General features: G+C 67.5%; 6 protein-coding genes. 1 reads left to right on the forward strand and 5 read right to left on the reverse strand.

The features are described from left to right. Positions 1-351, forward strand: a 351-nt coding sequence (locus VFW45_03550; GenBank protein ID HEU5179841.1) for a hypothetical protein, incomplete at its 5' end; no start/stop codon positions are given. Here the strand turns inward: VFW45_03550 and VFW45_03555 are convergent. The 5 genes from VFW45_03555 to VFW45_03575 form a co-directional block, all read right to left on the reverse strand. Next, positions 348-1,319: an NAD(P)-dependent alcohol dehydrogenase gene (locus VFW45_03555; protein ID HEU5179842.1), complete on the reverse strand. Its 972-nt coding sequence runs from the start codon at positions 1,317-1,319 to the stop codon at positions 348-350. The genes VFW45_03550 and VFW45_03555 overlap by 4 nt on opposite strands. Positions 1,320-1,429: 110 nt before the next feature. Further along, positions 1,430-4,069 carry an ABC transporter permease gene (locus tag VFW45_03560; protein HEU5179843.1) on the reverse strand — a complete coding sequence of 880 codons (2,640 nt, stop codon included), beginning with the start codon at positions 4,067-4,069 and terminating at the stop codon, positions 1,430-1,432. Between the two features lie 82 nt (positions 4,070-4,151). Next, positions 4,152-4,484 carry a PadR family transcriptional regulator gene (locus tag VFW45_03565; GenBank protein HEU5179844.1) on the reverse strand — a complete coding sequence of 111 codons (333 nt, stop codon included), beginning with the start codon at positions 4,482-4,484 and terminating at the stop codon, positions 4,152-4,154. Between the two features lie 133 nt (positions 4,485-4,617). Next, positions 4,618-5,112: a DUF6496 domain-containing protein gene (locus VFW45_03570; protein ID HEU5179845.1), complete on the reverse strand. Its 495-nt coding sequence runs from the start codon at positions 5,110-5,112 to the stop codon at positions 4,618-4,620. A gap of 167 nt (positions 5,113-5,279) precedes the next feature. Further along, a partial coding sequence (locus VFW45_03575; GenBank protein ID HEU5179846.1) for a biosynthetic peptidoglycan transglycosylase occupies positions 5,280-6,636 on the reverse strand: 1,357 nt, incomplete at its 5' end.

The following is a 6,636-nucleotide window of genomic DNA, read 5'->3' on the forward strand; positions in this document are numbered from 1 at the left end:
TTTTTCTCGGCCGATCTGAACGTCGCCAAGGCCGATCTCGGCTTCGACGATAACTTCAGGGCCGTGGTGACCTCGGTGCGTACCGGCTGGAACGGCCGCGCGGGATCGCGGCCGATGCAAGTCTGGCTCAATGCCACCTACTGGAACACCTATGCCGAAGCCACCGGCACGGTCGACGATCCCGACGGAGGGAGACTCTCCTTCGAGGTCGACCAAGGACCCGCCCATCCCTACACCTACGGATTGGGGCTGTCGTATACGATCCGGTCTGACTTCAATCTCGCCCTCGATTCCGGGACCGACCTGCATGGCGGATGGTACGTCGCCATAGTGCCGGTTTTCCGCTTCTAGCTCAAAGTGACGACCACCTTGCCGCGGGCGTGCTCCGTTTGCAGGTAACGAAGCGCCTCGGGGGCCTCGGCCAGCGGGTAGGTCCGATCGATGACCGCCCGGATCTTGCCGTTCGCCATGAGATCGGCCAAAAGTGCGAGGTCTTCGGGGTTCAGCTTCGCGATGAACACGGCGATCTTGCGGCTGCTGAAAGGGGAAAGGCAAAGCGCGCCGAGGATTCTCCCAAGGATTCCGAGCACTCCCAGGCTGTCGGAGGCCCCGACCAGGATGCATCGTCCGCCCGGTCTCAGGACACGCCGGCACTCCGACAGCGACCGGTTGCCGACGCAGTCCACGACCAGGTCATAATCCCGCTCGCTGTGCGTGAAATCCTGCTGCGTGTAATCGACGACCCGATCGGCGCCCAGCGATTGAACCAGCTCCACGTTCCGGGTGCTGCACACTCCGGTGATACTACCCCCGATCCATCGCGCGATCTGGACCGCGAAGCTCCCCACGCCGCCTGAAGCACCATTGACCAGGATCTTCTGGCCCGGTTGCAGCCTCCCCTGGTCGCGCACCGCCTGCAGGGCGCTCACGCCGGCGATTGGGATCGAGGCGGCCTGCTCGAAGCTCACTCCGGCCGGCTTGACGGCAAGGGCCCTGACGGGAGCGCGCGCCAGCTCGGCGAAGGCTCCATGGCAGGCGCCGAAGACCTCGACGCCCCGGCCCAGATGCGTCACGCCCGCTCCTGCGGACTCGACGACGCCCGCAACGTCGCGTCCCGGGATCATGAAGCCGCCCGGGTTCCTCTTGGACAGCACGCGGAGGAAGCGCGGCTTCCCTTTCATGAGCTTCCAGTCGAGAGGGTTGCCGGAGGCGGCCCGCACCCGGATCACGACCTCGCCGGCTCCCGCGACAGGAGCCTCCACCTCTTCGTAACGCAGCACGTCGGGTGATCCGAATTCCCGATGGACGATGGCTTTCAAGGGACATTCTCCGGTAGAGAGATAGAGGCCAGCGAACCTAGATCCGTTCCATGCGCCTGTCAACGAGCCGACTCCTGCTTATGGTGCGGCTCGGAGCGTGCGATCGAATTTTATTCGTGGCGCAGGGCCTGGTTCGGGTCGATGCGCGCGGCGCGGCGGGCGGGAAGGTAGCAGGCGATCAGGGCGACGAGGCCGAGGAGAGCGGCGACCGCCGCGAAGGTGGCCGGATCGCCCGGCTTCACCCCATGCAGCTGATTTTTCAGCAGGCGCGTGAGCCACCCCGCCGCGATCAGCCCGGCCGCTCCCCCGATCACGACCGGACGCAAGGTGTGCCCGACCACCAGCGCGAGCAGATCGCGGGAGGTCGCTCCGAGCGCCACGCGTATGGCCAGCTCATGGGAGCGCTCGGCGATGCCGTGCGCCAGCGTGCCGTAGATTCCGACGGCCGCCAGGACGATGGCCAGAAGCGCGAACAAGGTGAGCAGCAAGCCGTTGAAGCGGGTGTCCGCCATCGAGCCGCCGACCACTTCCGACATCGGAGCGATTCGGCTCACCGGCAGCTGCGCGTCGACCGCCCCCACCGAGAGCCGCAGGCCCGCCGCGTAATCCATCGGATTGCCCGAAGTTCGCAGCGCCAGCTGGACCGCCGGCAGCGGCTCCTGGGCATAGGGGACGTACATCTCGGGCTGCGGCGGCACGTAGAGAGCCTCGTGGCGGACATCGCCGACAACGCCGACGATCGTCCGCCATCCCGGGTCCTTTCCGCGGGCAATGCGAATGCGCCGGCCGATGCAGTCCTGGTCCGGCCAGAACTTCCGAGCCATTGCCTCGCTGACGATCACCACGCCGGGAGCGTCTTTCGCGTCGCTGTCGACCAGGAAGCGGCCGCGACGCAGGGGAATCCGCATGACGCGATGAAAATCGGGCGTGACGGCGCGCAGGCCGGCCATGACGAGGCCGCCCGCGGGCGGCGTTGTAACGCCTTCGATCGTGAACCCGTAGCTGAGATTGCCGCCTGAAAGCGGCAGGCTGCTGGTGGCCGCTGCGCCGCCGACTCCGGGCAGCCGCCGCAGGCGATCGAGCGCATCCTGCACGACCGTCGCCTGCCGTCCCGCGTAGGCGGGACCGGAAAGATAGAGTCTTCCGGTGAGCAGGTGCGACGCATCGAATCCCGGATTGGTCCGCATCATTCCCCACAGCGTGTTGAGGAGCAGGCCGGCGCCGCTGAGAAGCACCAGCGAGATCATGACCTCGCCGATCACCAGCACCCGGCGAAGCCGGCCCCGCGCGCGGCCGGCGGTGCTGCGGGCTCCTTCCTTCAAGGCTTCCGACACATCGCTCCTCATGGCACGCAGCGCCGGGACGGTCCCGAAGGCAAGCGCCGCCGCCAGGGCCGCTGCCAGCGTGAAGACGAGGACCGGCAGGTCAATCCGGATCGACTCGATCCGCGGCAGGCTGTCGGGGATCAGGCCGCGCATGCCCTGGACTCCCCAAAAAGCGACCAGCGTGCCCGCGACGCCCGAAACCAGCGCCAGCAGCAGGCTCTCGACGAGGAGCTGCCGCACCAGCCGCGCGCGCCCCGCACCCAGAGCCGCCCGCAGGCTCAGCTCGCGCTCGCGCGCTGCCGCCCGCGCCAGCAGCAGATGCGCCACGTTGGCACAAGCCATCAGCAGGACGAAGCCGACCGCTCCCAGCAGTACCAGAAGGGGGACGCGCACGGGCCCCACGATCCTTTCGTGCAGGAGCGTGGCGCGGGCGCCGAAGCCGCGATCCGAATCGGGATGAATCTCCGCGAGGCGCCGGGTCACGGCGTCGAGCTCGCCGCGAGCCTGGCCAAGCGTGATTCCCGGGGCCAGTTTGCCGACGACATCGAGGTAGTGCGAATGGCGCTCCGCCATCTCGCCGGGAGCGAAAACGAGCGGCACCCAGGCCTCGCTCTGGTCGGGATAGCCGAAACCTTCCGGCATGACGCCGATGACTTCGCACGGCTTCCCGCCGATATGGATCGTCCGGCCCAGGATCGCGGCGTCGCCGCCATACTTCCGCTGCCAAACGCCGTGTCCGAGGATCACGGCGTCGCGCTCCTCCGAGAAATCGGCGGCATCGAAGAACCGGCCCAGACGCGGGGCGACGCCCAAGGTCTCCAGGAGCCCGCCGGTGACGGCGGCGACCTCGAGGCGCTCCGGCTCGCCGTCGGTGAAGTTGCGCGTCAGCGCGACCGAGCCGCCGAGCGTCGAGAAGGAGCGAGTCATTGCCCGGAAGTCGGCAAAGACGGGGGGCGAGACAGGAAATGGCTCGTCATCGGTGGGAGGAAGGTTTCTCCCGGCGGCTTCCGGCACGGATTCGTTGCGCGCCTGCTGGATGAAGACGAGACGCTCCGGCTGCGGATAAGGGAGGGGGCGCAGCAGAACTCCGTACACGACGCTGAAGATGGCGGTATTCGCGCCGATGCCGAGGGCGAGGGTCAGGATGGCGACGGCGGTGAAGGCCGGATCGCGGCGCAGCAGCCGGATGGCGAAGCGCGTGTCCTGCCACAGAGTCTCGAGCCACACGCCGGGCCGGAGGTCTCGAACTCCTTCTTTGATCTGCTCCAGGCCACCCAGGCTCAGCAGCGCCTGGCGCCGCGCTTCATCGGGCGCCATCCCGCCGCGGACATTAGCCTCCGTCTGCACCTCAACGTGGAAGCGCAGCTCGGCATCGAGCTCTCGTTCGGCCCGCGCCGGCCGCAACCGCCGCCCCCAACGCTTCAAGAGGTGCATCATTCAGCGAGCACGAGATTGGGAATCTGCATCGGCAATTCGACAGCACGAGTGCTTCGAACCATCGTTGGCGTCAGCTCGTCTGCAGGATGCGCGCGACCGCGGCGGCGACCCGCTCCCAGTTGCGCTCCTCGCTCGCCAGCTGCTTTCGCCCCCTGGCGGTCAGCCGGTAGAACTTGGCGCGCCGGTTGTTGTCCGAATCCGACCAGTCGGCGTCGATCCAGCCCTGCTGCTCGAGACGGTGCAGCGCCGGATACAGCGACCCCTGGTTCACGCTGAAAACTTCCTGGGAGACCTGTTGGATGCGCTGCGCGATGCCCCAGCCGTGCATCGGCTGCAAGGCCAGGGTCTTCAGGATGAGCAGATCGAGCGTGCCCCGCAGCAGCTCCGCTTTCGAATCGGCCATCGCTTCTCCTGTAGAAAACCTACAGCAGAGTACCCCCACTCCTGTAGATTGTCAACAAGAAAGCGAGGGCGCACGATGGCCGCCGAAACGGTCTCCTCTGTACGATCTCTTCGAGGTCTTTGCGGGCCCGCGCTCAGCGGCGCTTGCCTGCGCCGCCGCTGCGCCGGGAGCGCGATCTCCCCGAGGGAGCGCGGTGCCGGGCCCCCATCCTGGCCGACTGCGATCGCGCGGCGCGGGTGCGCTTTGCCGCGGCGGAGCGCGCCTGACGCGCCAGCGCGGGACGGCTGGCCGCCGCGGAGCCTTCGCGCTGCAGCGCCCGGGAAGATGCCGCCGATCGGTTCGGATTCGGCTTGCGCCGCGATCCTTTCCTGCCGGCCGCCGAGTCACGGCGCGCGGATAGCCGGGTCTTTGCGGAGGTCGTGCCCCGCTGCGGCGCTGCAAGCTTCACGCCCGCGCGGCGCGCCTTGGAAAGCCCGATGGCGATCGCCTGCTTGGTCGAGCGGGCTCCATGCTTTCCTTCCCGGATGTGCTCCATCTCCTCGCGGACGAACTCTCCCGCCTGCGTGGATGGCGATTTCCCCTCTTGTTTGTCCTGCTCGGCCCTCTCGAGGGTCTTTTTTTCCGGCATCGCTTTCTCCTTTCCATGGGTCACGGCCGCACAGCCCTGCGGCCCTTCCTGAATGGCTGCTTCGCAACCTTAGCCGCTGCTTTTCGGTTTGACCAATTCCCAGCATGGAGATGGCGGCCCGAGGTCCACTCAGGGCCAAAACGCCGGCGGCGGATGGCATCGAAGCGTCATCGGAGCTCTTGCTCGTCGTCGTCGGATGGTTCGGGGGTGCCACCGGTCGGCTGCGAGGCGGGCGCTCCGCGACCGCTGACCACGATCCCCTCGGCCAGGGCCGACTGGTATTCCTCTTCGGTCAGGGCGTCGACGGAGCGCAGCTTGGCGAGCAGGTTGTCGACCAGCTTGCGGAGTCCCGGTCCGGGCGTGCCGTGCGCGAAAGAGCTCTGATATTTCAGCGGGCCGGGAATGATGGAGATCAGGAAGGCCATCTGGGCCGGCGTCAGGTCGGCCGGCTCCCGATCGAAATAGACGCGCGCCGCGGGCCGCAGGCCATACAGCCCCGGCCCCCACTCGATGACGTTCAGGTAGATCTCGAGAATGCGCCGCTTGCTGAGCGCCGCCTCGAGCAGGAGGGTGACCGAAAGCTCCTGGACCTTGCGTCCGAGCTGCTTCTCGCGGGACAGGAACAGGTTCTTGGCCAGCTGCTGCGTAATCGTCGAAGCGCCGCGTGCCGCGCCGCCGCGGTTCCAATCGGTAATGAGCGCCGAAGGAACCTCTCGAAGGTCGATGCCGGGATGGCCGTAGAAGCCCGCATCCTCGGCGATCAGCAAAGCGCGCAGGAACAGGGGCGGCACCGCATCGAGAGGGATGAAATCGGGAGAGGAAGGCGAAACGACGATCGTCCGCACCGCTCCAGATTCACTGACCGCCTGGTGAACGAAGTCTCCCCGCAGCTTCAGGACGGGGGACGGAATTGGCTCGGGGGGCGTGAAGTCGAGCTTCTGGGTCACCACGAAGGAGGCGGGCTGCGAGGTGCGTCCTCGCGCGGTGGCCGACAGCGTCGCCGAGCCCAGCTCGACCGTCGGGCCGCCAGATTTGACGCCCAGACTCTCGGGAGCCTCCAGCCCCCAGGTGTGCAGGAGCTTAGCGAAATCGACCCGCTCTATTTCGAGCGCCAGGTCGACAGCGGCATCCGTCTTGATATCGCGCAGCGCCAGGGATCCCGACGCCGTGGCCCCTTCGATCTGCGCGCTCCAGCGCGGGACGTCAAGAGCGCCTTCCGCGGGCTTCCAGGAGCCGGCAACGTCGACCTTGATTTCCGTAGGTCTGCCCAGGACCGAGGGCTTCGCGGAATCCTCATCGAGAGAGGGCAGGCGCGCGGCGCGCGAGGCCAGCTTCGCCTCGAAGCGAAAGGCATCGTGCAAGGCCCTCAGCTCCAGTGAGCCGGTAATGGTACCGCTGTCGAGCATGGGCTGGCCGAGCCGGCGCAGGTCGAAGAGCTGTGCCACGGGGAGACCATCGGCCCTCATCGACCATCGCCGCTCATCCGGATTGGAGGTCCCTGTCACGACCAGGCCGGAGCGCGGC

The organism is Candidatus Polarisedimenticolia bacterium, assembly GCA_035764505.1.
Lineage (GTDB): Bacteria > Acidobacteriota > Polarisedimenticolia > Gp22-AA2 > AA152 > AA152.